Source organism: Erysipelothrix rhusiopathiae, from assembly GCF_900637845.1.
Classification (GTDB): domain Bacteria; phylum Bacillota_I; class Bacilli_A; order Erysipelotrichales; family Erysipelotrichaceae; genus Erysipelothrix; species Erysipelothrix rhusiopathiae.
This window is the reverse complement of sequence record NZ_LR134439.1, coordinates 1,574,276-1,598,904: the sequence shown is the minus strand read 5'-3', so window position 1 is coordinate 1,598,904 and position 24,629 is coordinate 1,574,276. Positions and strand designations below refer to the sequence as shown.

The following is a 24,629-nucleotide window of genomic DNA, read 5'->3' as shown; positions in this document are numbered from 1 at the left end:
ATGACAGTTAAAAAAGAACGTATTGAATCTATCATTAAGCGTGAACTTGCACCAGTTATTCAAAATCGATTAAATGATCCAAGTTTAAAATTTGTAAGTATTACAGAAGTGGATGTTACCAATGACTTCTCATTTGCTACAATCTATGTTAGTTTTTTAGAAGATTCTAAGAAACAACCTGGAATGGATGCTTTAAATAAAGCTAAAGGCATGCTTCGTTCAGAAGTAAGTAAAGCATTGAGTATTCGTCGTACTCCTGAATTAATTTTTAAACTCGATGAATCATCAGAATATGGTGCTAAAATCGATGGTATTTTAGAATCGCTTAAAAAATAAAAAAAAGAAACTTGGATTAATTTCCAAGTTTTCTTTTATAAAGTGTTGCTACCACAATAATTTGTTTGGTATAGTAATGTTAGTGGTCATTTTGTAGTCTAATATCTTCATAACAGTGAACTTGTTTTAAAGCAATTATCATCGATATAGTGTTTCGTCATATCTTAAAAGGAGCATAAATTATGATTAACAATACAGATGTATTTTATACCATTGTAAGTATTATGTGTCTCATTTTTATAATGATTGCGTTGTTGTTAATAATCTATGAATCAAAAGAAAGTTGGAATAAACAAATACATAGATACACAAACTCTATCTATTTGTTAGTGTTTCCGATTATTTTATACATCGAAAAGCCAGGCACAGATATTGTAATATTCGCTTATTTGATTATTTATATTTGTTTTATCATCATCCGAAGAATAATATTAGAAAAAGAGACGCTGTAGTCTTTTTTTTGAGCGTGAATCGTTTATGTTGTCTGTGATTTTAGAAATTAACTTGAACCTAATCCAAGTTAATTTGTACTAAATAGGGTGTAAAAAAACGGCCATGAGCCGTTTTTTTTTATGATTAATTATACTTTCATGAATCGTGTTAAGAACTGTTTTGTACGTTCTTCTTTCGGGTTTAAGAATAATTCTTCGGGTGAACCTTCTTCGAGAATAATACCACTGTCCATAAACAGAATTCGATCGCTTACTTCACGAGCAAAATCCATTTCATGCGTTACGATAAACATTGTGTAGCCTTCTTTTGCTAAGCTCTTAATAACTTCGAGTACATCTCCGACCATTTCTGGGTCTAGAGCTGATGTAGGCTCATCTAAGAGGAGAAATTCTGGTTTCATGCATAATGCTCGTGCAATCGCAATGCGTTGTTTTTGGCCGCCTGATAGTTGTTTTACGTTTTGATCTTTAAATTCTACCATCCCAACACGTTCCAGGTTTTTAATCGCTTCAGCCTCAGCTTCTTTCGGATCAACTTTTAAGACCTTAATCGGTGCGAGGGTACAGTTTTCTAAGACCGATTTATTATTGAAAAGGTTAAAGGATTGGAAAATCATTCCTACTTGGGATCGATACTTATTGATATCCATTTGTTGATCAGTAACATCTTCATTATTGAAAGTGATGGTACCATTATCAAAGGTTTCAAGGAGGTTAATGCAACGAAGAAGTGTTGATTTACCACTACCACTGGATCCAATACATGAAACAACTTCACCTTTTTTAATCTCAAGGTTTATATCTTTTAAGACTTGTAATTCACCAAATGACTTATTTAAATGGGATATGGATAAAAAACTCATTGTTAATTACCTCCTTCTTTTTTACCAAAATGAACTTTATGGGTAACTGATGCGGGATAACTTCCTTTTGGTGCATCCATTCTTTTTTCAATCATATTCAAGATTTGAGTTGAACAAATTGTAAGGACTAAATAAATGAGTGAAACAATAAAGAATGGTTCCATTTGTCGGTAATAAATACCTGTAAGACGATTCCCTTGGAAGAATAGTTCGGAAACTGTAATTACATTTAATACGGATGAATCTTTGATATTAACAACAAATTCATTCCCAATAGCTGGAATAGCGTTTCGAATCGCTTGCGGTAAAATTACATAGCGTAATGTTTGTGCTTCCGTCATTCCAAGTGAACGTGCAGCTTCATTTTGACCTTTGTCGATGGCTTGAATACCAGCACGAATAATTTCAGACATATAAGCAGAGGTATTAATCGATATAATGATAATCCCTGCAGTAAGTGGTGAAATGGCAACCTCTAATCCACGTAATCCATAATAAATTAAGATTCCTTGAACCATCATTGGAGTCCCACGTAAATACTGAACATATGCGGTTACAATGACATTCATGATACGTTTAAAGAGTCGTGTGATACCTTTATCGCGGTCACTAATTTTAATTTGTCGTAAGCCAGCAATAAAGAGACCGATAATTAAACCGAAAGAGGTACCTGTTAAGGCAATAAGCAATGTGATACCTAATCCATTCAAGAATAATTTCCAATTATTTTGAATAAGGAAACCGACCCCTGCGAAGAATCCACTTGGCATTAGTTTTGTTTGGTCTTCATTAGAACTTGGTTGGCGCTTGATAGCGTCAGACATCATTACATCACGTTGTTCAGGTGATAACTTGCTTAATGCATTATTTACATCACTAAGGAGTTTATCATTTCCTTTCGCAATACCAATTGAAACAGTAACTTCTTCTGCGTCTACGATAAAACCATTATTTCCTTCAAACTCAACAATTGATAAGTTGGGGTTACTACTTGTGATTGCAAGTGCAACGGGTTTTTCGGAAACAAATGCATCAATCGCATTATTATTGACAGCGGTTGTTAAAAACGGAAATGACTCAAGTGGTACGCCATGCTTTACAGCAGGAATTTGATCCACAAGTTGATCATGCATAGTACCAATTTGTGCTGATACATGAGCACCCGAGAAATCTTGAAGTGTTTTTGCATCTACATAAGGACTGTTTTTCTTGGTTACAAGTACCATTTGACTTGTATAGTACACATCAGTAAAATCAACTTCTTGACGACGTTCTTCTGTGTTTGTCATTCCTGCAATAATAAGATCAATATCACCAACTTTAGCGGATTCGAGTAAGCCTTTAAATACCGCGTGTTCTTTGATGACTAAATTACGATCGAGTTCTTTAGCGATATGACGAGCCATTTGAACATCATAACCATCACAATAACTATGACCATCGGATAATGGTTCTGTAAATTCTGTTTCTGTAGATTGTGTCCAGTTGAATGGGGCATAGTTACATTCCATTCCAACCACTAAATCATCCTGTCGATGACCTGAGTTCGTACAACCAGTAATGGTTAATAGAACTAGAAATAAAAGTAATACTTTTTTCATGTTTTTGCTCTGCATAACATGTCTCCTCCTAAAAATAAACAAAAAAGACCCACGCTAGAGGTCCGTATTGAAATAAGGATAGTCTAGCTCCACTTCACTAAGGAAGGAGTGTTATAGGTATTTCCTATAACCCCACAGTAAAAATTTGCGGTTTTTACCGTTCGGCGATGGTTGCCTTTTTGTATCTTCAAAGCCTGCAAGCTCCAATACATACTTATCTGCATCGCTACCTCTAATATTGTCTTTTAATAGACTAATCATATCACTCAGTGAAATTAAGTCAAGTTTGGTTTTGACTAATTGTGAAAAACCTATATAATTTATAGGTAGAAATGAGGTTCTTATGGACGGTATCTTATGTATTAACAAACCACAAGAAATGACATCGTTTGATGTGGTAGCGAAAGTGCGAAAATTATTAAAAGTCAAAGTAGGGCATAGTGGAACTTTGGATCCAATGGCCACAGGTGTTTTAGTGTTAGCAGTGAATCAAGCAACGAAAGCACTTCCTTATTTAGGTTTAAATGACAAAACGTATCGAGGGAAATGTAAGTTGGGTATGAAGACTTCAACCGGTGATATTTGGGGAGCGGTAGAAGAACAAGCGTCTATACCGCAATATTCGAGAGAAGATGTTTTGACATGTTTTGAGAAACTTACGGGCCCTCAAACACAACGCGTTCCGAAAGTTTCCGCAAAAAAAATAAATGGTAAAAAATCCTATGAGTATGTGTTCAATGATGAAGAGGTTAAACAACTCTACACAGACATAACAATCTATAATTTAGAACTTATTGCTCTTGAAGGTGATGAAATTGAATTCAGAGCGTTCGTGTCAAACGGTACTTATATTCGTACCCTTTGCGAAGATATTGGTATGTTGTTGGGTACGCTGGGGACGATGTCGGCTCTAGAACGTGAACAGGTAGGACCTTATACGCTTGAGAATGCTTTGACTTTAGAAGCGTTGACGCCTGAAACTAAGTTGATATCTGTAAAAGATACAATTGCTTTACCTAAAATCGTAAACCCCCGCATGGAGGATTATGTTAAAAATGGAAAGAGACTTGAATTAGATATTGAAGAAGATCAAGTTCTTATTGATACGGGCACTTATTATGCCGTATACGAACGAGAACATGAAACAACATTTAAATCAGTAAGAGGACTTTGGTAATGAAACAAATTACAATACGAGATTATCTACAACTTCATCGTAATGATCATCAACTCGCAGCATGCATTGGTTATTTTGATGGCTTACATCGAGGTCATCAAATTTTAATTAATGAAGCAAAAAAGATAGGTCAAGAGTTTAATTATGAAACAGCACTTATAACATTTGATCCAGATCCTTGGACTGTGATTCATAATAAATCTCATGTAAAACATCTAACACCAATAAAAGAAAAAGTTCGTATTGCGGAATCTTTAGGTATTGATTATTTGATTACCATTGAATTTACGAAGGATTTATCAAAATTATCACCACTAGAGTTTATAGAGAAAATCCTTGTGCCTCTCAATGTTAAGACACTTATCTGTGGTGCAGATTATAAATTTGGTTATCGTGGTGAAGGGTCTGTTGATGATTTAGAGGCACTTGGGCATTATTATTTTGATACCCATGTTGTCCCTTTAGATCACGTGAATGAACAGAAAATCGGCACGACGGCAATTACACAAGCGATTTTAAATGGTGATGTACAACAGGCAAATGACTTATTAGGAAGACTTTATTCAATAAGTGGATTTGTTGTGGGTGGTCAACATCGTGGGCGAGAAATTGGGTTTCCTACGGCTAACATGGATGTAGTAGACGAATATGTTATACCAAAACAAGGTGTATATGCAGGTTTTGTAGAGGTTAAGGGAACAATGTATCAATCGGTCATAAATATTGGTCATAATCCAACCTTTAATACAACGGAACATTTATCTCTTGAAACATACATTCTTGATTTTGACGAAGATATTTATGGTGAAGTAATTAAACAATCCTTTGTGAAGCGTCTTCGTGATGAATTGAAATTTGATTCCATTGAAACGCTTGTCGAACAAATGCATCGTGATGTAAAAGAAGCGAGATTGATCCTTGATGAAACTAACGGCTGATTATCAAAAAATGCTCATCGAATCATTTGGTGAACCACAATATCAAAAAATTATAGCGGCATACCAAATGGATTCCGTTCATGGATTAAGACTGAACCCATTAAAACCATGTGTTTTACCTTTTAGTGGAATAGCTTCACGTATCGATCCTACAATTCTAATACCAGATGATTATGCAAAGACAGTAACACATCCTTTAAGCCATGCAGGATGCTACTATATTCAAGACCCTACAGCGACAACACCGGTCAGTGCGTTAAGGGTTGAGCCTAATGACATTGTTCTGGATTTGTGTGCCGCACCGGGTGGCAAAACGACACAAATTCTAAGTGCATTAACAACAGGGTTCCTAATAAGTAATGAAATTGATTCCAAACGTAATATAAAATTACAACATAATTATGATCGATGGGGTTCCGAACGTGGCGTTGTTACACAAATGGATACGGATGAATTGGTAGACAAGCTTAATAATACCTTTGATAAAGTGTTATTGGATGCACCATGTAGTGGAGAAGGTCTATATCGTCGTACTCCTGATTTTGCCCTTGAGTTTAAAAATTCTGAACCCCTCCGTTTTAGTCGACTACAAAAACAGCTGCTCGAAAATGCTTTTAGGGCATGTGTCGATGGTGGTGTGATTGTCTATTCAACATGTACTTTAAATTTTCACGAAAATGAACAAGTTATTCTCTCTTTTTTGGAGGAACATCCAAAGTGTCAATTAGAACCTGTAGACCTATCCGAGAAAAGTAGTGGATATCTTGGATTAGGAGAACAAGTTGCCCGTTATTTTCCTTCCAAAGATGGTGAAGGGCATTTTATAGCTCGAATTCGCGTATATAAAGAGAATACAAGCCGTCATCTTCTAAACTTCGGTATCAATGAACCAACATCTTTTAACTGTTTTGATCGGAAGTTGGTTGGAAATATACAAGAAAAATCAGGTAAAATTTATGGACTTCGTCATCGAGGTTTTCTTGATGAACCCCTCCATATAACGCGTGATGGTGTTTTTATCGGAGAAATTAAGAAAAACCGTATTGAATATAGTCATACACTTGCTCAATCGCTTAATTTCACAGATGTTTTTGAACAACTCGAATTAGATCTGGATACAGCTTATCGCTACCTGTATGGACATCCTATTAATACGACAATAAAAGGAATTCATTGTGTTACATATCAAGGTCATGTTTTAGGTTTTGTCAAAGGTGATGGAAAAAAAGGGAATAATCGTTATCCTAAGGGATTACGCAATAAATTTGAATCCTATAAATAAAGGGAGGGAAACATGGTTGTAAGTAAGCGCACGGCAATTGCCAATATCAAAAAAGAAACTGGATTATTTCTTGAGGAAAATATGAAGCATTTTATTATTGACAATGCATCGATGGAATTTTATGCCATGGCTGTAGATGTGAACTCTCAAAATGGTATGCTAAGCATCTCTCTCAATACAGATTTTGATTTTAAAAAGAAATTACTGCAGTATCGTATCCAAAGTCAAAATGATCAATATAATCAAAACGATGCAATCGAAAGGTTAAAGTTCACGACGAATGAGTGGCATTATCAAGCTTTCGCATCGATGTGTCCATTAAATGAAGATTTATATGAACATTATTTTAGTCAAAATTTTGAGACGTATCTGGATATAATTACAGCATGTTTAATTGAGTTTAAAGACACTGAAGCATATGATATGATTCCGAAATGTGACTGCTTTTCAATTTTTTGTAAAGCGGAGGAAGAACCCCATAATATCTCATTAAATCGAATCAAACGCATCGAAGATAAAATGGTCATTTGAGCCGTCTTAAGAGATAATTGTTAAACCTTTTGTGTTCTTGCTTTTGTTTAGATTTTTTTTCTGTTATAATTAGTTTAGTAGGTGATAAATATGTCAAATGAATATGTCTTAATTCAAAATGAGAAGACTGGTCTTGGTCAAATTGCAATTTCGAACAATGTTATTAATCATATTGTTCAGATTACAGTGAATGAAAATGATGCTATCTTTTTTGAAGATGGATCAGGTAAAAAATCATTGATTGTTTCAAATGAAAACGGTCATGTTAATGTCGATCTTAAAGTACGCGTAAAATATGGTAAAGATGTTGAACGTGTATGTCGTGCATTACAAAATGATTTGCAACGCAACATTGAATTAATGGTTGATTTCAGTAATACTTCAATCAACATTAACGTTGTAGGATTTAAGTTTAATTAGAAGCAGGAGTCTGCTTCTTTTACTGTGGAGGTTTTTTTATGGTAATGTCGCGATATAACGAACGGCAAAATGCAATGTCAGCAATTTATATTCATCTCTTGAGAGAGCAATCCATGCAAGAGGTTCTTGAAGATAATCGCTTCGTATCAGAAGTTGGCACATTTATTCAAGATTTCAATCTTCAGGATGAAATGTTACAAGTAGTGATGAATGTAGAAGCACGTAAAGATATTTATTCGCGAGCAATCGATCATTATTTAACGAAATGGCGTTTTGACCGTTTAGGATTTATTGAACAAGCGATTCTTCTAATGGCTTGTGCTGAATTAGAACTCGGTTATCAAGATAAAGTTGTTATTGTTAATGAGGCGGTTAATCTCGCTAAAGATTTTTCAGACGAGGAATCTTATAAATTAATTAATGGAGTCATTGATGCACTATGATAACTCAGGATGTAATTACGGTTACAGAATTTGTTAACGAATTAAAAGGTGTTATTGATCAACATCCTTCTTTTAAGAATGTCGCATTAGTCGGTGAGCTTTCGAATTTTAAAGCACATCATAGTGGGCATTTTTATTTTTCCCTCAAGGATGATAAAAGTAGAATTACTTGTGCTATGTTCCGACGTAGTGCAAGCAAAGTATTATTCAGACCTAAAGATGGTGATAAAGTTGTTATCTTTGGACGCTGTGAGGTTTATACCGATACGGGAACTGTCCAAATCTATGCTGATCGTATGAATCTTGATGGTTTGGGTGACTTGTATATTCAATTTGAAAAATTGAAAAAAGATTTTGAAGATCGTGGATATTTTGATCCCAATCATCGTAAAAAAATCCCTAAATATCCGCAACGAATCGCTGTTATTGTTGGTGAAAACAGTGCAGCTTATGCTGATATTACCCGTACACTCCAAGAACGATGGCCAATTGCCAAGCAAATTGATTTGTTAGCCTATGTCCAAGGAGACAATGCCTCTAAAAGTTTGGTACAACAAATTCAAAGAGCACATCATGAACAAGCAGATACGATTATTTTAGGACGTGGTGGGGGATCAATTGAAGACCTCTGGGCTTTTAATACACCGGAAGTAGTTGAATCAATTTTTAAAAGTGAAATTCCAATAATCTCTGGTATTGGACATGAAAGTGATGTTACTTTATCCGATTTTGTTTCAGATTATCGAGCTGCAACGCCCACTGCTGCAGCTGTTGCAGCGACACCAAACTGGGTTGAGATGAAAGCGATGATTCGTGATTATAAAAACCAGTATTACCTTGCGGTACGAAATAAATATCTTCGACGTTCAGGTGATTATACATCGTTGATTCAAAGTAGTGCTTTAAAAGATCCGGTGCTTTTTGTTGAACGTAAACAACAAAAATTAGATACCTTAACCGTACGGATCACACATCAACAAGTTCTATTTGATGAATCAAAACGAATGCTCGCATTAATATCGAATCGTATGGAAAATTCATTATTACTGAAATATAACAACTCGTCTAATATTATAAATCAATATCTCGGTTTGAGTTCTGCGACAATTCAACAGAAGATGACTCAATCACTTCAAAAAGTTGATATGATGCGAAGTCGTTTTGACTTTTATTCGCAGTATATTGATCGAAGTATTAAGCAAAATCAAGGAATGATTCAGCAGTATGATGAACGTTTTTATTCAATTATGGAACGCGGGTTGAACTTGAAAAAAGAGCGTTTAAACGATATACTTAAATCATTAAAGTATCGTTCACCACTCGATGTAATTCAACGAAATTTAAACCAAGGTTATATCATTCCACGTGTAAATGATATCCATGTTGTAAATGCAGAGTCCGTTAATGTTGATGATCGAATTCAATTAGAATTTAGAGATGGATTTGTGCTAACACAAGTCATCAGTAAGGAGCCCAAAGATGAATAAAGATTTTAATTTTGAAATTGCAATGGCGCGTCTTGCGGAAATTGCAAATGAATTAGAGAAGGATAGTTTACCTCTTGATCAAGCAATCGTTCTTTTCGAGGAAGGTCTTAATTTATCCAAGCAATGTCAGGAACGCTTAAGTGGTTATGAAAATCAAGTTAAAGCGTTAGTTCAAAAACACCAAGGGGATCAAAATGATTAAAGATATTGATGCGCGTTTAGATGCGATTTTAGAGTATTATCCAAAAACATCTGTTGTTAGAGAAGCTATGACGTATTCGTTGATGAGTGGTGGAAAACGATTGAGGCCACGTCTTTTACTGGCGATGCTTGAGGATTTTGGATGTGATTATAAACTAGGATTAAATCCAGCATGTGCTCTTGAGATGGTTCATACTTATTCCCTTGTACATGATGATCTACCAGCTATGGATGATGATGATTTACGCCGTTTTAAACCAACCAATCATAAAGTGTTTGGTGAGGGCGTTGCAATTCTTGCCGGTGATGCACTCTTAACAGGAGCCTTTACAGCCTTATCACAATCTTCTTTAGATTCGGATGTCGTTGGGAAGTGTCTTGAAATTTTAGCTCGAAATGCGGGTAATAATGGAATGATTTTAGGTCAAGAATTGGATATCGATGATCATATCGATCATATTGATGATTTAGTTGCTTGTTATAATCTTAAAACAGGATGTTTATTTGCAGGGGCATTTGAAATGGCAGTCGTAATTGCAGGTAAAGATTCATATCAAAAACTTGCACATGATTTAGGTCTGACTCTCGGAGTTGCTTTCCAATTCCAAGATGATCTTCTTGAAGTTACGAAAACATCTGAGCAAATTGGAAAGAGTAATCAAAGTGATGCCGATCGTGATAAAACAACCGTGGTTAGTCTACTTGGTGTAGAGCAAGCCCACACTTTAACGGAATCGTATTTTTCAAATATTAAAGATTTATTAAAACAAATGAATATTGAAAATGGAAATCTGAAACAGATTATTGATGAAATGATGAGTCGCGAATTATAGGAGGCACGTCTCTTGTTTGAACAATTTAGCAAATCGTATGATTTTACGTCATTAACCGTTGATGAATTAGAAAAACTCAGTGATGAAATCGCTGTTTTTCTTGCGTCAAAAACACGATATGAAGTAGATACAATTATTGAAAATATCAATGTACTTGAAACAACACTTGCGCTCCATCATGTTTTTGATTTAAACCATGACAATATCATTTTCGATGGTGGTAAGCAAGTCATGGTTCATAAAATTCTTACAGGTAGATCTGAAGATTTGTTGCTTAGAAATTCTGGTTCCATGTATTTAGATGATCAAAATCCAATGGATCGTTATAGTGGTGGAAAACCTGGGGAAGGGTTGGGTGTGGCACTTGCATATGCTATTGAACATCCAGATGTTAATAATGTTATCGTTCTCAATGATTATGCTTTGAATTATGGCATTACTTATGAGTCGTTGGTTCAAATAAGTCGCTTTAAACCCAATCTAACCATTATCCTCATTGATGAACAACAATCGCTTTTAAGACATTACAGTTCGATGGATGCGTTAATCAAATCAATTCGCATCAGTAAAACCTATACCGGTTTAAAAAAAGATATGAAATCACTCCTAGATTCCAATCCTATTAGTCGACCAATCCTTGCGACGCTTACTAAAATACGAGATGCGGTCAAAGAAACTGTATTGGAACCCACAATATTTAAACAATTTGGTGTGGATTACCAAGGACCTATGGATGGTCAAAATCTTAAAGAGTTAATTCGTGTGTTTGAATTATCGAAAAAATATAAAGGTCCTCATGTAATTCATGTACAAACGCGCTTAAAGAATAAAAAACAACGCAAACTTGAATTTCCAACCTTTAAAACGGACCATGATCGAGCAGAAAATTATCATACGTATTTAGAAGCAATTGATTATCAATTAACAGATATTGCTCAAGATGATCCAGATTTATATGTTCTTGCGGATACTTACAAGTTAAAAGACTATTTGCCGACCTTTGCACTGACAAGACCTGATCACTTTATTGCAACATCGGGTTCAACACAGGCTTTAGTAGCAATTGCACACGGTCTTGTTCAAGAAGGAAAACACGTTATTATTTCAATTCACGCCTCTCAAGTCGATGGCGTCGTGTTGCAACTTCGAAATCAATTTTCAATCAAGCAGTGTCCAATTACTATAATTGTGAATGATTCCGGTCTTAGTCCGGAAGGGGATACATACCGACAAGGTATTTTTGATTTAGGTGTTTTTTCAAACCTTGCACACTTTAAAGTGTATATGGGGAAATCAATAGTTGATACGATTTCCATTTTAGAACAGGTAATTCAAGAACCACAAATTAGTGTTTTAAGAGTTCCATCAGGTCTAGAGTACGTTGCGCCGGAAACTGCTTTAATTCCGGTAAGGGGATGGCACATTGAAAATGATTTTAGTAAGGAAAGCACAGGGGTTATCCTGTCTTTTGGTCCATCCATCCACTCTCTTAAGCAAAGAATTGATGCCAATCAGTTAGATCTTGGATTGATTAATTGTTCTGAAATTTTATCTGTGGATCACGATATTTTAGAAAGAATTATTGCATATAAGCTTAAGATCGTAGTTTATGATGTAGAAAGCACAAAAAGTGTTCTTTATCAAAATGTTATTCAAAATCTTCATCAGCTAAAAGCAGATAATGAATGTATCAATTTACATGTCTCATGTCTCCATTTAAACAAGACTTCAAAAGATGCGAAATCATCTCAAAAGATTCATATAAACAATGTTTTCGATTATTTTCAATAGTAAAGGAGGATTACCATGCTTACTCATTTAACGATAGATAATTTTGTTTTGATTCATCATATATCGGTTGACTTTTCAGATCGTTTCAACGTTTTCACCGGTGAAACTGGTGCAGGTAAATCGCTTCTCGTCGATGCATTAAATTTTGTCTCCGGACAGCGTAGCAGTGCATCTGTTGTTGGAAAAAACGGTAAAAGTGCACGTGTAGAGGTTGCTTTTGACCTTGAAAAAGCAATAAATCTTAAAATGAAACTCGTCGCTTTTGATTTGTATGATGAAGATGATGAGTACGCTGTTATTTCAAGAGAAATGAATCTTGAAGGACGTAGTATATGTAAAATAAACCAACGTGTTGTTAATCTATCGACGGTTAAATCGTGTTTGGATGGTGTACTCGATATTCATTCTCAACATGAGACACAATATCTACTGAACCCTAAAAACCATTTGAAATTACTCGATGAATTTGCCCAAAATGAAACGGAACGTTTGTATTACAATGATTTATTTAGGAAATATCAAGAAGCACAAATGCGTTTAAGAAATCTGGAAAACAGTAATATTAATCCTGATGAAATTGCATTCGCAAGTTTTCAACTTAAAGAGATACATGATTTAAATCCAAGCATTGATGACTATCATTCGATAAAGGAAAGTCTTGAAATGCTTACGAATTTTGAAAAGACGAAATCGTTTGTGAATGATCTCGAAGAGACATTGGATGGAGAGCAGGGTGTCGTTGGCCGTCTTTATGAATTTTTAGATACCATTGATGCTTTACCCGATCAAAATCTTCAGGAACGTTTTAAAAACGTCTATTATGAAGTGGAGGATATTCGCGACGAGTTAGTTCGTTATAACAGTGGTCTTGTTTTTGATGAGTATGAATACAATCTTTTACAAGATCGTGTTTATCAATATGATCAATTAATTCGTAAATATGGATCTCTTGAAGGTGTATTTAAGAAGCAAGATGCGCTTATCCAACAGATTGAACAAGCTGAACATTTCGATGATTTTAAAACTGATTTAGAGAATGAGATTGAGGCAATGTATGATCAACTGCTCGAAGCGGCCCGTAGCCTTTCTGAAACCAGAATTCAAGCGAAAAGTGATCTGGAACATGCTATTATCGAGCAACTTGATGACTTATTACTTGAAAATGCACAATTTGTAATTGCACTTGAAAATTCAGAATTAACAGCTGATGGTTCGGAATCTGCACATTTTCTCGTATCGATGAATAAAGGGATTATGCCATCGCCATTAGAACGTGTTGCAAGTGGTGGGGAACTTTCCCGATTGATGTTAGGACTTAAAACGATTTTCAGTTCGATTTATGGGGTTTCTACAATTATTTTTGATGAAATCGATACAGGTGTTAGTGGACGTGTTGCGCTTAAAATTGGTTCGAAAATGAGTAGTCTTTCTCAGACTTCTCAAGTGTTAACGATATCCCATTTAGCGGCGGTTGCAGCGTGTGCGGATCATCATTATCTTATATCTAAATCAGAATTCGAAGATGACGTTGTGACCGATATTAAAGAAATAACAGGGCAAGATCGAATTCACCAGATGGCATTAATTATGTCGGGTAATGATACGGGTGCATCGTTAAATTCTGCGCAAGAACTTCTAAAGGAAGGTCAACAATTAAAATGGCACAAGTAATATTTCATATAGATATTAATGCGTTTTATGCAAGTGCTCATCTCATTACAGATTCAAGTTTATATGGAAAACCCGTAGTTGTTTGTAGTAACCAAAGAGGATCTGTTGTTACAACTGCATCCTATGAGGCGCGCTCATTTGGCGTTAATTCCGCAATGCCACTCGCACATGCCAAACGTCTTTGCCCTAATCTGGAAGTCATTGAAGTTGATTTTGATTTGTATCAAGAGTTATCGGTTAAATTTATGAATATTATTCGTTCTTATTCTGCTGTTATGCAACCTGCGAGTATTGATGAATGTTATGTTGATATGACAGAGGTTATAAAAAAATATGAGAAGCCACTCGATCTTGCCGTTGAAATTCAGAAAAATATCTGGGAAGCATTGCGACTTCCCATTTCTATTGGTGTAGCGCCAAATAAATTTCTAGCTAAGATGGCGAGCGACATGCAGAAACCTCGTGGTATTACAGTACTTAGAATTCGTGAAGTATCACAAAAATTATGGCCGCTTTCGATTGAATCAATGTACGGAATTGGTCAAAAAACGGTGCCTAAATTAAAACAAATTGGTATAGAGACCATTGGGGACCTTGCTCGTTTTAATCCCGATCATCTTAAGAGCATTTTGGGAGTCAATGCACAAAATTTTGTACAAAAAGCAAATGGATATGATCACTCAGTGATCGATACTGATGTGACCATGAAATCAATCGGTCAATCGAAAACATTTAAGGATGCGATGACTGATCTTGATGAGATTCGCAATGCGATCTTAAATGAATTGGTTGAAGTAAAGCGCCGGATGGAACGTCAAGATGTTGTTGGTAAGACCGTTTCATTCTCAATTCGACTCGATGATTATAAAACGGCAACCCGTTCCTTCACTTTTGATGAATATACAAGAGATCAAAATTTAGTTTTCGAGAGGCTTATGAGTTTATATGATGAATTTGAAGGGGAAGGCGGCGTATCTTTCATTTCAGTAACAATGACAAACTTATTGCCTAAAGATGAAATAATTGAACAGTTAAATATCTTTGATGATTTGGATGAAATTACGGTCAATGACATCATCCAGCGACTTAATAAGGAACTTAACCAAGATCTTTTTAAGACGACTCGATCTGTTCTTAAGGAGAAAAGTCATGAAAAACAAAGCTAATGATTTTATTCACTACCTCCAATTTATTGACCCTAAAGCAGCATTAACCGTTGCATCTTATCGAAATGACTTAAATCAGTATATTGAGTATTTAGAGCACGAATCAGTTTCATCACTTGAATCTGTTGATGCTGAAGTAATTCGAAAATATATTGATGATATAAAGAATGACTATGCCGCATCAACAATACAGCATAAGATTGTAGTGATACGTCAGTTTCATCAATATTTACTGAACAGTGGTCAATTGCAACATGATCCAACAGCATTTGTTTCACTTAAAAACAAAGGGACTCGATTGCCTACAATTGTTTCAGATGATACGATCCGTAAACTTTTTTCTTTTGATCGAGTCACTGGAAAAGACTTTATGGATTACGCGATTTTATTGCTGCTTTACCGATGTGGCTTGCGTGTTTCAGAATGTGTTCATCTCGAGTTTTCGCAAGTGTATCTTGATCAAAAATGGTTACGAATTCTAGGTAAAGGAAATAAAGAACGCATGATTCCTTTATCTATTGATGCCATTGATGGCTTAAGTGAATATATAAATATAATTCGTCCGCAGTGGATGATTCAACCAACAGAGCAAATATTTATTAACGCAAAAGGCAAGGGAATATCAAGACAATACATCGATTCTATGATAAAATCTAGATGTAAAGAAATGGGAATTTTAACTCCTATTTCAGCGCATACTTTGCGACATAGTTTCGCAACAGCTATCTTAGACACAGGCGTAGACTTGCGTATTATTCAAGAACTCCTCGGTCATCAAGATATCTCAACAACCCAGATTTATACTCACGTCAATAAAAAAACATTAAAGCGAGAGTATGATCAGTTTTTAAAAGGTGGTTTTTCGAATCAAGGAGGGAATAGAGATGAAGAAATTTGATCGAATTATTACAGTAGTGATGGATTCAGTTGGAGCCGGAGCAGCACATGATGCTGCGAAATTTGGCGATGTAGGTACAGACACTTTAGGCCATATTGCGGACGCAATGAATGGTTTAAATATGCCTAACCTTGAGCAACTTGGACTCGGTAATTTGCATAATATTAAAGGTGTTTTACCGGTATCGAAACCTAAAGCATACTATACAAAAATGATTGAGGCTTCGAATGGTAAGGATACGATGACAGGTCACTGGGAAATGATGGGACTCTATATTGAAAACCCATTTATCACATTTACCGAAACAGGTTTTCCGAAAGAACTTTTAGAAGAACTTCAAGAACGTACGGGTTATGAAATTATTGGTAATAAGGCAGCAAGTGGTACTGAAATTTTAGATGAGTTGGGTGAAGAACACATGGCGACGAAAAAGATGATCGTCTATACTTCCGCTGATTCTGTACTTCAAATTGCAGCGCACGAAGATGTTTTTGGACTTGATGAACTTTATCGATGCTGTGAAATTGCTCGTGAATTGACAATGAAGGATGAATGGAAAGTTGGTCGCGTCATTGCTCGTCCATTTGTGGGTGAGGGCAAAGGTGCTTTCAAACGCACTTCAAACCGTCATGACTATGCGCTTAAACCTTTTGGGAAAACTGCTTTAGATTCACTTAAGGAAAACGGTAATGATGTTATCAGTGTCGGAAAAATTTCAGATATTTTTGATGGCGAAGGGATTACTGAGTCATACCGTACAAAGAGTAATGAGCACGGGATGGAAGAAACAATCCGAATTACTAAAGACCATGATTTTAATGGATTTATGTTTGTAAATCTTGTGGATTTTGATGCAATGTATGGTCACCGTCGTGATCCAATTGGTTACGGTAAAGCTTTAGAAGCTTTCGATGTGCAGCTCGGTACTTTACTACAACATATTGGTGATCGTGATTTACTTATTATTACAGCTGATCACGGTAATGATCCAACGCACACCGGCTCAGATCACACACGTGAAGAAGTACCCGTTCTCTATTATTCTCCTTCATTACAAGGTAAGGGTATGTTAGAAAAAAATAATACGTTCTCTGATTTAGGTGCAACCGTTGTAGATAATTTCGGTGCAAAACCTACGGAGTATGGTACATCAGTTCTTGATCAGTTAAAATAATACAGCGCCAGGTTACTGGTGCTTTTTATAAAAAGGAGGGTCTATGAATTTTGTAGATTTTTGTGATGCGGTAAGTGTTATAAAGGGTTATGTACTCTATGATCCGCTTCAAAACTTGCGGGAACAAGCTTATAATCCAGATTCTGTGACTAAACTGATAAGAGATGGAGAACGCATTTTTGTTGCAGATTTGAACGTTTTAGAACGTTATACATTGAATCACAATCTTGCGTATCTTTACCGACTTAATCATCTCTATAAAGATGCTCTTTATTATACTGAAAAGTGTATCGATTATGCACACGGAACCAAAGACCATGAAATTCAAATTAATAATCTCATCGATAAAGCGATTGTGCTCAAGTGCTTAAAATATTATGAGATTGCGATCGAACTCTTCGATTCACTTGAAGCCAATGAATTTTTAAATGATGTTTCGGGAGCTCTAGATCGAATTTACCATGAACGCGCAAAGTGTTTACTAGAAATGAATGAGTTTACGCAAGCTAAACACTACTTCAACAAAGCTCTTGATATCAGACTTCAATCAAATAACAGTGAACTAATTGATGAAACTGAAGAAGCTTTAGATTATGCGCAATCTATAGAATTTAAATTAATAAATGGACATGAATTTCCAATATATATGGATGATATGGTACTGGTTGATGCATATTATGTTCCAAGTTCAACTGTAGAATCCTATATAAAAGATCGTGAATTCTTTGCGATGAAGGCACAAGATGTATTCAGTTCGTTTTGCTCACGGGTAGAACGAAAGTGGGAAAATACTGAAGAGGGTGAAGCCATTGTAGGTTATGATGAGAACAATAACATTGCTGCTTTGGTTTATCTCAACCCTAAAGGGATTGAAAATATGCTTTACGCCTATCAAAACCACGACCTTGAGTCCTATCTATTAAGACTGAATCAACTCAGTAAAGCAATACAATAACAAGATCTTTTGGATCTTGTTTTTTTATTTTTGAAATATACTTGATTAAATAGAGTGACATGCTATAATATCCATGTTTTTACGAATCGTATATCATCACTAATATGGAGTGATAGTTTCTAGCCGATACCAATGTAAATTTCGGACTACGATAGGAAAGTTTTTTTCCTATTGGTAAAAACTTTTTTTATATTAAAATAGAATCTTTTTTATCATATATGTGTCTAATAAGGAGACACGTTTCTACCTGATACCGTAAACATCAGACTATGATAGAGAGTGTTTTTTAGCTTTCTATCATTCTAATGATAGGAAGCTTTTATTTTTGTTAGGAGGCGTTCATGAAACGTTTTAAAAATTCGGTGTATCTGTTTCCGGGATTATTTCTTGTAATTGTTTTTATGATAATTCCACTTGTAATAACCATTATGCCCACATTTATCAATAATGGTTTTACGATTGAAAACTATACCGCCGTACTTACGGATTCGTTTTATCAAAGTATTTTGATACGAACAATTCGAATTGGTCTTGTTACTACCTTAGTTTGCTTCTTATTGGGTTTTCCAACAGCTTACTTCATTGTAACGGGATCAGCATTGAGACGAAAATTAACGATGGCGCTCGTATTGTTTCCATTATTCACAAACGCGGTGATTCGCGGATTTGCATGGATTACAATTTTAGGTAAAAATGGTTTTCTGAATCAGTTATTACTCGGTATGAAATTGATTCATGAACCAATCGGATTTATGTATACAGAATTTTCGATTATTATCGGTTCTGTTTATTTATTTCTTCCCGTTATGGTTAATACCTTAGTCTCTGTTTTATCTAAGGTTGATGGAAAGCTCATTGAAGCTGCACAAACACTAGGAGCTAAAAGGGGTACAATTTTTAAAGAAATTGTCTTACCACTCTCTTTTCCGGGTATTGTCTTAGGTTCGGTTCTAGTCTTTACAGGTACGATTAGCGCCTACGTAACACCTTCATTACTTGGTGGTAATAAGAATATGATGCTTTCGACGCTTTTGTATCAACAGTCAAATGAACTGATGAATTGGCAATCTGCAAGTGTCTTTGCATTTATTATGATTTTGTTATCAGCAGGCGTAATGAGAATGATGACATACCTCAGTAATAGAGTTGATAAAAGGGGGGTATCTCATGAATAGAAATCGATTTTTGGACAGTATCGCATACCTTGCAATTGCATTTATTGGCTTGCCGCTTCTGATTATAACCGTTACTGCATTTGGGGAAGCACCTATAATTGAATTTCCTATTCAGGGATTTACGATGAAATGGTTTATTAAAGTCTTCCAGTCTCAAGTTTTTATGGATAGTTTTGTTTTAAGTTTGAGAATCTCAGTACTTGCGACGATTCTATGTATGGTAATTGCGATTCCAGCCTCTTATGCATTAGTAGTAACAAAAGGCAAATGGAGTGAACGGTTTAAATCAATATTCTTAGCACCATCTCTGATTCCATCAATCGTTCTTGCCTATGCACTCTTTCAATACTTAGTGATTCAACTTCATATCAGTTTGAATATGGCACTTATTATTGGACATATGTTGATTGTATTCCCATATACGATACGCATTATATGTGCATCGCTTCATGATTTTGATTTGAGTATCCATGAGGCATCCATTATTCTGGGGTGTGGCCAATTGGAGGGGTTTATTAAAGTAGTTCTACCAAATATTAAAGATGCTTTACTCTCTGCAAGTATTATGGGATTTATTAATTCATTTAATAATTTACCAGTATCTATGTATCTCAAAGGACCTGGAATGAATACCTTACCGGGAGCATTGATGAATCATATTGAATATAATTTTGATCCCATTGTAAGTGCACTATCCGTTATTCTCATGGTATTTACCATGGTATTGATGATTATCATGGATAAAGGATTAAGTAGAAAAGGAGCCAAAATTTGATGAATTTTGCAGTATTAGATCGTATTTGTGTTTCCTATGACGGAAAACACAATGTGCTTCAAGACTTAGATTTAGAAATAAGAGAAGGTGAGCTATTATCATTATTGGGTCCTTCAGGATGTGGTAAATCCACAACATTACGCACAATCGCGGGATTTAATACGATTCGTTCGGGCACTTTCTATGTAGAAGATAAAAAAATGAATGACGTTAAAATAAATGATCGTGATTTTGGAATGGTATTTCAAAGTTATGCATTGTTTCCACATTTAAGTATTCGCGAAAATATTGCATTTGGTTTAAAACAGCGTAAAGTAAGTCGTGAAGCAATGAATGGTGAAGTGGAATCGATGGCAAAAACGTGTGGACTCACTGAACTTCTTGATCGTTATCCAAATCAGTTATCAGGTGGACAACAACAACGTGTTGCGCTAGCGCGTGCACTTGTCATTAAGCCAAAGTTATTGTTGCTTGATGAACCGCTTAGCAATCTTGACGCACAATTACGTATTCAGATGCGAGAAGAAATTCGAAGAATACAACAAGAACTTAAAATTACAACAGTATTTGTTACTCATGATCAAGATGAATGTTTTGCAATCAGTGATCGCGTTGCTATTATGAATAATGGCAAAATCGAACAACTCGATGCACCAGAGGTTATTTACTCAAATCCTAAAACGCATTATGTTGCGGAATTTGTTGGATTTGAGAACATAAAACGAATTGAAGATATGAAGTTTTTAAATAATGGAAAGGGTCTAATTACATCCGAAGATGAGTCAACTTCAACATCATTTGGCATTCGACCATCCGAAATTATCTTAGGAACTGGCATCAATGAAATAGTGGGTAAAGTAGTATCCGTTGCATATCTTGGTAGTTGCTATCAATACCAAGTCGATACTGAATGTGGCGTGTTTAAATTATGTACACAGGAGAAACTACAAATCGATTCAGTGGTTCCCTTTAGATTAGATCCAAAGTCAATTATTTTTATTTAGGAGGAAATTATGAAAAAGAAAATTGCTTTAGCACTAGTACTATTTATGGTTAGCGGTTGTTCACAAAAGAATGAAACCCAAGAGTTGGTTGTATCCTCATGGGGTCTAAGTGAAGAAGTATTACGTGAGGAGGTTTATAAACCTTTTGAAACGAAACATAATGTAAAGATTGTTTTAGATAGTGGTAGTACTTCAGAACGTTTTGCGAAGTTTAGTAGTGGTGACAACAGTAATATTGACGTAATTGAACTCTCACAAAAAGCAGCAGATGATGGATACCAAGCAGATCTATTTGAGAAAATTGATCTACAAAAACTAACAAATGCATCATCATTAATTGATGCAGCTCATGAAGTCACACGAAGAGGATATGGCGTACCATACACCATTAACAGTATTGGTATTGTTTATAATAGTGAAACTGTAAAGGAACCAATTACATCATGGAATGATTTATGGCGTGAAGATCTTGTTGGGAAAATCGCAATTCCTGAAATTGCATCCACATTTGGACCTGCGATGATTCAAATGGCCAATGATTATAGTGGGGGAGATGTCAGCAAGGATAATGGTGAGAAAGCATTTGAGGGCCTTGAATCTCTAAAAACAAACATTAAAAAGACGTATAAAAAATCTTCGGACCTCTCCGTTATGATGAGTACAGGGGAAATTGATGTTGCAGTCGTAGGGGACTTTGGTTTTGATGTTATTAAGAAGTCAGTACCCAGTGCAATCCTCGTATTCCCAGAAACAGGTACATATGCAAACTTCAACACAATCGAAATTAATAAGAATTCAAAGAATAAAGACCTTGCTTATAAATTTGTAGATTGGCGATTAAGTCAAGAGTTACAAGAAAAAACAGCAGAGACATTGAACGAAGCACCCGTTAATAAAAATGTTGTGTTGAGTGATGCTGTCGCATTAAATAAAACTTATGGTAAGATTGCTGAAAATGCAAAAACTCTTAATTACGAAGTAATGAATCCACTAATGCCTGAGTGGATTGATCGTTACAATCGTTTGATGAATCAATAATGATTACAAAATATACAGACGCTTTCCTTTATAATACATCACAGCGAACATTTGAGAAGGGTGACCTTTATATTCAAGATTCAATGATTTACCATATCGGTGAGGCAGATATCATTGTGGATCAAGAGATTGATGCAAAAGGAAAGTGGATCATACCGGGACTTATTGACATTCACATGCATATAGAAAGTTCAATGACCAATCCCAATGAATTTTCCAAAACAGTACTGCCAATGGGTACCACAACAATCGTAGCGGATGCTCATGAAATCGGAAATGTTTTTGGTACACAAGGACTTATTGATTTTATGGACATTGATACGCAACTTGATATCTTTTATGCAATTCCTTCTTCAGTACCATCTACAAATCCATTTCTAGAAACAACGGGTGGAATTGTTGATGAAGCTGCAGTTGAAGTTTTATGTAAACATCCCAAGGTAATTGCCTTGGGGGAAATTATGAACTTTAAAGATGTCATTTCCGATGAAGATACAATGACACGTAGAATTATTGAAACATTTAAAACATGTAAACCAGGTTCTCCAATTGAAGGACATATTCCAAGAATTTCTGGACTTGAATTATCGCGGTTTATTCAAAGAGGTATTGGTTCTGATCATACACTTCAAACAAAAGCATCGATCCTAGAACGCACTCGAATGGGTGTTTTAGTTCAAATGCAAGAAAAATCACTCAATCAAGAGACCATTTCGACTCTGTGTAAGCATAATCTCCATGGAAGTTTTTGCTTAGTTACTGATGATGTAATGCCCGATGATTTAATCGCCAAAGGTCATCTGAATCATCTTATCCAAATATGTATTGAGAATGGTATGCGACCTGAAGATGCAATTTATGCGACGACTTATGTTCCAGCTCAACGAATGCAACTTTATGATCGTGGTGTTCTTTCTCCAGGGAAACAAGCCGACTTCATTATCCTTGATGATTTGAATGCATTCTCAATTCATTCGGTATATAAGAAGGGAAGCAATATCAAAGATCTTCCCGAAGATTACTTTAATTTTAATGATCAATACATCTATAATACGATTAAACGAAAACCCATAAAACGTGATGATCTTATATTGCCAATCTCAAATTTAGAGGGAGATGAGGTTAGGTTAAGAATCATGCATCGTGAAACAACAAACACCTTTACAGAAGAGCTGATAATTCCCGTTAAAACAAGGGAAGGGGTCTTACAGTGGCAGGATGCTGGTTTAACGATGATTGCAGTGATTGAACGTTATGGTCATCAAAATCCGATAGCAATTGGATTTGTGGATAATGGCTTTACCGAAAAGGGTGCAGTCGCAACCTCGTGGACTCATGACCATCACAACATTTTGGTTATGGGAACAGACTTAGATGAAATTGTAAATGCAGTAAATTTATTAATTAAAGTGCAAGGTGGAATCATTTCATCCATTAAAAACAAACACCACAAAGTACCACTTGCATATGGTGGTATTGTTTCAACGAATTCGATGGAATCACTCGCGAGTGACGTAGCTCAAATTCGTCAAGATTTAAAAGGTCTTGGATATAAAGCACAAAATGAGTTGATGAGTTTCTCAGTACTTGGTTTGTTAGTATCACCAAGTTTAAAAATATCCGACAAAGGATATGTAGATGTGAGAACTCAAGAAATTAAGTCATTATTCGTATACTGATAAATTACATAATATACATTATACGAAGTTGTTAATATAATAAGAAAAAGACCGAAGATTCATATAATTCGGTCTTTTTCTACTTTATTTGGATTTATTGAGAACTTTAAGTCCATTTTTACTCAATGCAAGTGTTACATCTGCCAATTTCGCAACTGATTTACTGTGTGTAACAATAATAATGCCTTTGTTCTGCGTATTCGCAAGTTTTTTAAAGATATCCATAATAACCGTAGCGTTTTCTTCGTCCAAATTACCCGTTGGTTCATCTGCGAGTATAAATGGTGCTGGTGATGCAAGCGATCGCGCGATTGCGACACGCTGTTGCTGTCCACCAGATAATTGGAGTACATTACGTTTAAAATCTTTAGGATCAATACCCAGTTCAATTAATAGTGAACCGGGTGCATTTTTTTGAACTAATCTAAGATTTTCTATGGGTGTCATATAGTCTATAAGATTATAATTCTGGAAAATAATCGTAATATTATCTTTTCGATGTGTACGGTAACCTTGTTGTTTGATATCAATGTTATTTAGATAAATTTGTCCGCTTTGTGGTGTATCCAGACCAGCTAATAACGACAGAATGGTCGTTTTTCCAGATCCTGATGGTCCACATATGGCGTAAACTTTACCAATTTCAAAATCATAATTGATGTTATTCAATACTTGATGTGACGCATTGTTTTTATAGGCATAACATACGTTTTTCATAGTTAAATTCATACTTTTCTCC

At 35.4% G+C, this 24,629-nt stretch carries 24 protein-coding genes and 3 riboswitches; of the genes, 21 read left to right on the top strand and 3 right to left on the bottom strand.

What is annotated here, in order from left to right; genetic code table 11:
- The gene (gene rbfA, locus EL194_RS07720) at positions 1–336 is read left to right on the top strand and encodes a 30S ribosome-binding factor RbfA (protein WP_003773715.1); all 336 of its coding nucleotides are present in this window, start codon (positions 1–3) and stop codon (positions 334–336) included.
- Between the two features lie 580 nt (positions 337–916).
- Here rbfA and EL194_RS07715 read toward each other — a convergent pair.
- Positions 917–1,651 carry an amino acid ABC transporter ATP-binding protein gene (locus EL194_RS07715; RefSeq protein WP_003773713.1) on the bottom strand — a complete coding sequence of 245 codons (735 nt, stop codon included), beginning with the start codon at positions 1,649–1,651 and terminating at the stop codon, positions 917–919.
- A 2-nt stretch (positions 1,652–1,653) separates the two neighbouring features.
- Positions 1,654–3,267, bottom strand: coding sequence for an ABC transporter substrate-binding protein/permease (locus EL194_RS08715; protein ID WP_003773712.1), 1,614 nt, complete (start codon positions 3,265–3,267; stop codon positions 1,654–1,656).
- 61 nt (positions 3,268–3,328) lie between these two features.
- Positions 3,329–3,495, bottom strand: a riboswitch (Lysine riboswitch).
- Positions 3,496–3,595: 100 nt separating this feature from the next.
- Here EL194_RS08715 and truB point away from each other — a divergent pair.
- From truB to EL194_RS07610, 20 genes are all read left to right on the top strand, one after another.
- Positions 3,596–4,429, top strand: a complete 834-nt coding sequence (gene truB / locus EL194_RS07705) for a tRNA pseudouridine(55) synthase TruB (protein WP_003773708.1) — start codon at positions 3,596–3,598, stop codon at positions 4,427–4,429.
- On the top strand, positions 4,429–5,367 hold the full coding sequence (locus EL194_RS07700; protein WP_003773707.1) for a bifunctional riboflavin kinase/FAD synthetase: 939 nt from the start codon (positions 4,429–4,431) through the stop codon (positions 5,365–5,367). The genes truB and EL194_RS07700 overlap by 1 nt, the downstream gene beginning before the upstream one ends.
- Positions 5,351–6,649, top strand: coding sequence for an RsmB/NOP family class I SAM-dependent RNA methyltransferase (locus EL194_RS07695; RefSeq protein WP_003773705.1), 1,299 nt, complete (start codon positions 5,351–5,353; stop codon positions 6,647–6,649). Before EL194_RS07700 ends, EL194_RS07695 begins: the two co-directional genes overlap by 17 nt.
- 12 nt (positions 6,650–6,661) lie before the next feature.
- A complete protein-coding gene (locus EL194_RS07690) occupies positions 6,662–7,180 on the top strand; it encodes a DUF4303 domain-containing protein (protein ID WP_003773703.1) in 519 nt (172 codons plus the stop codon).
- 90 nt (positions 7,181–7,270) lie between these two features.
- A complete protein-coding gene (locus tag EL194_RS07685) occupies positions 7,271–7,600 on the top strand; it encodes an Asp23/Gls24 family envelope stress response protein (RefSeq protein ID WP_003773701.1) in 330 nt (109 codons plus the stop codon).
- A gap of 38 nt (positions 7,601–7,638) precedes the next feature.
- A complete protein-coding gene (locus EL194_RS07680; protein WP_003773699.1) occupies positions 7,639–8,043 on the top strand; it encodes a transcription antitermination protein NusB in 405 nt (134 codons plus the stop codon).
- Positions 8,040–9,530 carry an exodeoxyribonuclease VII large subunit gene (xseA, locus tag EL194_RS07675; RefSeq protein ID WP_003773697.1) on the top strand — a complete coding sequence of 497 codons (1,491 nt, stop codon included), beginning with the start codon at positions 8,040–8,042 and terminating at the stop codon, positions 9,528–9,530. The genes EL194_RS07680 and xseA overlap by 4 nt, the downstream gene beginning before the upstream one ends.
- A complete protein-coding gene (gene xseB, locus EL194_RS07670) occupies positions 9,523–9,732 on the top strand; it encodes an exodeoxyribonuclease VII small subunit (RefSeq protein WP_003773695.1) in 210 nt (69 codons plus the stop codon). The genes xseA and xseB overlap by 8 nt, the downstream gene beginning before the upstream one ends.
- Positions 9,725–10,564: a polyprenyl synthetase family protein gene (locus EL194_RS07665; RefSeq protein WP_003773691.1), complete on the top strand. Its 840-nt coding sequence runs from the start codon at positions 9,725–9,727 to the stop codon at positions 10,562–10,564. Before xseB ends, EL194_RS07665 begins: the two co-directional genes overlap by 8 nt.
- A 12-nt stretch (positions 10,565–10,576) precedes the next feature.
- A complete protein-coding gene (locus tag EL194_RS07660; RefSeq protein ID WP_003773689.1) occupies positions 10,577–12,355 on the top strand; it encodes a 1-deoxy-D-xylulose-5-phosphate synthase N-terminal domain-containing protein in 1,779 nt (592 codons plus the stop codon).
- Between the two features lie 15 nt (positions 12,356–12,370).
- Positions 12,371–14,026 carry a DNA repair protein RecN gene (recN, locus tag EL194_RS07655; RefSeq protein ID WP_003773688.1) on the top strand — a complete coding sequence of 552 codons (1,656 nt, stop codon included), beginning with the start codon at positions 12,371–12,373 and terminating at the stop codon, positions 14,024–14,026.
- Positions 14,014–15,192: a DNA polymerase IV gene (gene dinB / locus EL194_RS07650; RefSeq protein WP_003773687.1), complete on the top strand. Its 1,179-nt coding sequence runs from the start codon at positions 14,014–14,016 to the stop codon at positions 15,190–15,192. The genes recN and dinB overlap by 13 nt, the downstream gene beginning before the upstream one ends.
- Positions 15,176–16,090 (top strand): tyrosine-type recombinase/integrase, encoded by a 915-nt coding sequence (locus tag EL194_RS07645; protein WP_003773685.1) that lies wholly within the window; start codon positions 15,176–15,178, stop codon positions 16,088–16,090. Before dinB ends, EL194_RS07645 begins: the two co-directional genes overlap by 17 nt.
- On the top strand, positions 16,077–17,264 hold the full coding sequence (locus EL194_RS07640) for a phosphopentomutase (RefSeq protein ID WP_003773683.1): 1,188 nt from the start codon (positions 16,077–16,079) through the stop codon (positions 17,262–17,264). The genes EL194_RS07645 and EL194_RS07640 overlap by 14 nt, the downstream gene beginning before the upstream one ends.
- 43 nt (positions 17,265–17,307) lie before the next feature.
- Positions 17,308–18,219 carry a hypothetical protein gene (locus EL194_RS07635; RefSeq protein ID WP_003773681.1) on the top strand — a complete coding sequence of 304 codons (912 nt, stop codon included), beginning with the start codon at positions 17,308–17,310 and terminating at the stop codon, positions 18,217–18,219.
- Between the two features lie 66 nt (positions 18,220–18,285).
- Positions 18,286–18,388, top strand: a riboswitch (purine riboswitch).
- Positions 18,389–18,411: 23 nt separating this feature from the next.
- Positions 18,412–18,509, top strand: a riboswitch (purine riboswitch).
- A gap of 51 nt (positions 18,510–18,560) precedes the next feature.
- Positions 18,561–19,394: an ABC transporter permease gene (locus EL194_RS07630; protein WP_003773679.1), complete on the top strand. Its 834-nt coding sequence runs from the start codon at positions 18,561–18,563 to the stop codon at positions 19,392–19,394.
- Entirely contained in the window at positions 19,387–20,169 is a 783-nt protein-coding gene (locus tag EL194_RS07625; protein ID WP_003773677.1) for an ABC transporter permease, read from the top strand. The genes EL194_RS07630 and EL194_RS07625 overlap by 8 nt, the downstream gene beginning before the upstream one ends.
- Positions 20,169–21,173: an ABC transporter ATP-binding protein gene (locus EL194_RS07620; protein ID WP_003773675.1), complete on the top strand. Its 1,005-nt coding sequence runs from the start codon at positions 20,169–20,171 to the stop codon at positions 21,171–21,173. The genes EL194_RS07625 and EL194_RS07620 overlap by 1 nt, the downstream gene beginning before the upstream one ends.
- 9 nt (positions 21,174–21,182) lie before the next feature.
- Positions 21,183–22,211 carry an ABC transporter substrate-binding protein gene (locus EL194_RS07615; protein WP_003773673.1) on the top strand — a complete coding sequence of 343 codons (1,029 nt, stop codon included), beginning with the start codon at positions 21,183–21,185 and terminating at the stop codon, positions 22,209–22,211.
- Positions 22,211–23,890, top strand: coding sequence for an adenine deaminase C-terminal domain-containing protein (locus EL194_RS07610; RefSeq protein WP_003773671.1), 1,680 nt, complete (start codon positions 22,211–22,213; stop codon positions 23,888–23,890). Before EL194_RS07615 ends, EL194_RS07610 begins: the two co-directional genes overlap by 1 nt.
- 84 nt (positions 23,891–23,974) lie before the next feature.
- Here the strand turns inward: EL194_RS07610 and EL194_RS07605 are convergent, their stop codons facing one another.
- Positions 23,975–24,619, bottom strand: coding sequence for an ABC transporter ATP-binding protein (locus tag EL194_RS07605; RefSeq protein WP_003773669.1), 645 nt, complete (start codon positions 24,617–24,619; stop codon positions 23,975–23,977).
- Positions 24,620–24,629: the final 10 nt, after the last annotated feature.